General features: G+C 68.4%; 2 protein-coding genes. One reads left to right on the top strand and one right to left on the bottom strand.

Features of this window, described 5'->3' with window-relative positions:
• Window positions 1-464: 464 nt before the first annotated feature.
• The gene (locus ACN6LB_RS45695; protein WP_445031081.1) at window positions 465-1,337 is read right to left on the bottom strand and encodes an alpha/beta fold hydrolase; all 873 of its coding nucleotides are present in this window, start codon (window positions 1,335-1,337) and stop codon (window positions 465-467) included.
• A gap of 229 nt (window positions 1,338-1,566) precedes the next feature.
• On the opposite strand from ACN6LB_RS45695, the gene ACN6LB_RS45700 reads away from it, so the two are divergent.
• Window positions 1,567-2,082 carry a family 78 glycoside hydrolase catalytic domain gene (locus ACN6LB_RS45700; RefSeq protein ID WP_445031082.1) on the top strand — a complete coding sequence of 172 codons (516 nt, stop codon included), beginning with the start codon at window positions 1,567-1,569 and terminating at the stop codon, window positions 2,080-2,082.
• The last annotated feature ends 399 nt before the right edge of the window (window positions 2,083-2,481 follow it).

The following is a 2,481-nucleotide window of genomic DNA, read 5'->3' on the forward strand; positions in this document are numbered from 1 at the left end:
AGCCCCAAGTACGTCCAGTACGAGGGCCTTCGTCCGGCACGCCGAGGGCACGCACCGAACACCGCGGGCACCGCACAGGACTTTCAAAACACCCCCTAGGGCCGACGCCGATGCCGTGCACCCGCGTTTGCGCCGTCAGCGTGACGGGCGGTGCCCGGGGCAACTGCGACCTCGGGAGCGCCACCGGCGCGGCGGTCCTTCGCTCGTAAGGCGGCTGGCGCTGCGCGCGTTCGACATACGCCGGAGCGGCAGCACAGGTCCTGGGCCTGCGTCCTGACGCCCCGACGGAGCGTCGACCACGCCGGTCTCCGCATCGCCGTCCCGCACGTCAACCACCTCGGCGCCGTATGGCCGAGAAGCGAGCAGGCCAGTCACGTCGAACAGGTGACGAGAGCCGTGGCGCCCGGCGGGCGTCACGCCTCTAAGTCAACATCCTCGGCCCGAGCACCGATCACACCGCGGCCCTACGGTCGGCCGAAGAACTCGAGAGCCGTCGGCACGAACTGCTCGTGGTACTGAAAGATGCCGCCGTGGCCGCCGTCGGGGTAGATCACCAGCTCGGCGTTGGGCAGTCGCCGGGCCAGGTCGTGCGAGTTCGGCGTCGGAACCATGCGGTCGTCGTCACCGTTGGCGACGAGCACGGGCACCTTGATGACGGACAGATCCTGCGGCTGTGCCAGCCCCCAGCGGTGGATGGCCTTGAGCTGTGAGAAGTAGGACTTGAGGCGGATCGCCTTGTCACGGTCCTTGGTGCGCTCCTTCAGACGGGCCAGGAACTCCTTGCCGGCGCGGATCCCGTTCGGGGTGCGGGTGAAGAAGAGGAACTGCTTCACGTCCTGGAAGGTGAGCAGCGCCCGGACGGTGTCGTAGTGGGAGATCCGGGTCACGTTCTTGATGCCCTCGCCTCCGGCCGGACCGGTGCCCGCGAGGATCAGCCTGCGGATGAGCTGTGGATCGGTCTGGGCGATCACCTGGGCGATCATGGCGCCCATCGAGAAGCTGAGGACGTCCACCTTCTCGAATCCCAGCGCCCGGATGAAGGTGACGGAGTCCCTGGCCATCTCCTCGATGGTCTTCGGCGTCTCGCCGGTGGACGCGCCCACACCCCTGAGGTCGAACGTGATCACCCGGTGCTTGGCGGCGATGCCGTCGACGACCCGGGGGTCCCAGTTGTCCAGGACCGCGGCGAGGTGGGTGATGAAGATGACCGGCATGCCGGTCCGGGGGCCGAGGTCGCGGTAGGCGAAGGTCACTCCGTCGGCGGTGACGGTGCGGGTCTGCGCGTGCTTGTACGACGTCACCACGTCGCCGTCGTTTCGTGTTTCGCGTGCGTTCACGGTCGTGCCCTTCGATGTGTGGGTTACCGCCACTGTGTGCCAATTCCTGCTTCCTCGCAGGTGGGCGCAGAGCGGTTCCCGGTCTCCCGGCTGCGACTGCAGTCCGGGGTCGACGGTCAGAGGAGGCCCAGGAAGTGGGAAACCCCTTGGATCAGGTCCCTGAACAACCCGTCGACCATTGAAGTATGACCGTACTTTCATTGGCGCACAAGTGGGCGGGCTGAACGAGATGCACAGCTGTGGAATCGCGGGTTCCGTCGGGCTTCGCGGCCCACAGCACAGCGCACCACCAGGGCAGGAGCGGCTCACCTACGCCGACGGCCACGAGAGGCTGGTCGTGACCGGCGAGTCGTGGCCGTCCGGCCCCGGGCCGGTGACAGCCGACGATCTGTACGACGGACAGGACATCGATGCCCGGCGTGAGGACGACGTCTGGCTGCGCCCCGGATTCCAGGACGAGGGCTGGGCCGGAGCCCGCACCGCGGACTACGACAACGCCCGCCTCAGCCCCGACCGCGCGCCGCCGGTACGGCGCATCACCCACTTGCACCCGCAGCGGACCTGGCGCAGCGCTTCCGGCGCCCTTCTCCTCGACATCGGACAGAACCTCGTAGGCCGGCTCAAGCTCCGTGCGCGCAAAGTGGCCGGGACCGTCATCACGCCACGGCACGCCGAGGTCCTCGAGGACGGCGAGCTGTGCGACGGCCCCTGCGTTCGGCCCTGGCGACCGACCACTTCACCCTGAGGGGGCGGCGACGACATCTTCGAACCGCCATGACCTTCCGGAGCGAGCGCTACGGCATCCCCTGGTCAGGCCCAACAACGCGGTGACGCCCGGCGCGTGTGATCGTTTCACCGTGGGCGCGCAGGGCGGGACGCTTCACGATCTCTTCGTGAGACCCGGCACCGACGACGGAATCGTGTACCGCCGAGAGTCCCGGTCACCTGACACCGCCGACGACGGGAACAGACCCGCGGACCCATGTCCGCAGGACAGGCGCGAGGTGGCGGCAGGCGGACGGCCGGCAATCCGTGCCGCCTGTCGTGTCGTGTCGGGAAGCGCTACGAGGTCACGTCGCCGATACGCACCGACTGCCCAGCCTCGATGACGATGACGGCCGGCAGTCATGCAAGCGCCGCCTCA

Source organism: Streptomyces sp. SAS_270 (genome assembly GCF_052543295.1).

Excerpts from the sequence above, each read along its gene's own strand:
- ACN6LB_RS45700 (WP_445031082.1), top strand. The coding sequence starts at position 1,567 with ATGCACAGCTGTGGAATCGCGGGTTCCGTCGGGCTTCGCGGCCCACAG.